Source organism: Vibrio thalassae, from assembly GCF_900089835.1.
GTDB classification, from domain to species: domain Bacteria; phylum Pseudomonadota; class Gammaproteobacteria; order Enterobacterales; family Vibrionaceae; genus Vibrio; species Vibrio thalassae.
In genome coordinates this window covers 1-715 of sequence record NZ_OANU01000066.1, presented here as the reverse complement: position 1 = coordinate 715, position 715 = coordinate 1, and the positions used below count along the sequence as shown (strand labels likewise).

The window sequence follows — 715 nt, the reverse complement described above, 5'->3', positions numbered from 1 at the left end:
TTTGTTTGGTTACTGAAACGTGGATTAAGTACCGCAGGGCCATCATTTAACGTTATTTGTAAACGTAAATAGTGGGCATTATCTGCACTCGTTGTGATATGACTTGCTCCATTAGCTGCGCCGATATCGCTCCATGTCGATCCATCTTGACTGCGTTGCCATTGGTAGTTCACCCCAAGATTCGCATTAGCAGCAATGGCGTTATCAATCACGGCAACCGTTGTTGATAACAGAGACACTTTCGATTGAGTGGCTAATGTGAGCGGGCTGATGGTCAGATTGAGCGAATTGGCTAACGCATCTAACGCTGATGAATTTGTTTTTGGCGATACGGTTTGGGTATTGACACTGCGTTGGATTAATAAACCGTACGCATCATGATATTCAACTGTAATACGTAATACATGATTTACATCTTTGTCGGTCGGCATATAGTTTTCGGTTGTCGCTAACATCGTTAAGCTGTTGTCAGCGTTTACACGTTGCCAGATTACCTGACGATCCTTAAATAGCGCAGGTGATGCTGACGAGAGTAAGCGAGTACCAACTGTTTGCAATATACCTTCTTGAGGCTGAGCAAGGTCATCAAACTCTATATTGTAACTAATACTGTTGTTTTGTACCTCAGTGGTGATGTCCGAGATGCTTTCGCTTATCTGGCTGTTGTTATCGATTGCGATGAGTTTTAGACGGTACTTATCGCCTGCAGTGAGTG

General features: G+C 43.5%; 1 protein-coding gene. It reads right to left on the bottom strand.

Annotated features, from left to right (window positions below):
* Positions 1-715, bottom strand: a 715-nt coding sequence (locus tag VTH8203_RS16675) for a hypothetical protein (RefSeq protein WP_158296171.1), incomplete at both ends; no start/stop codon positions are given.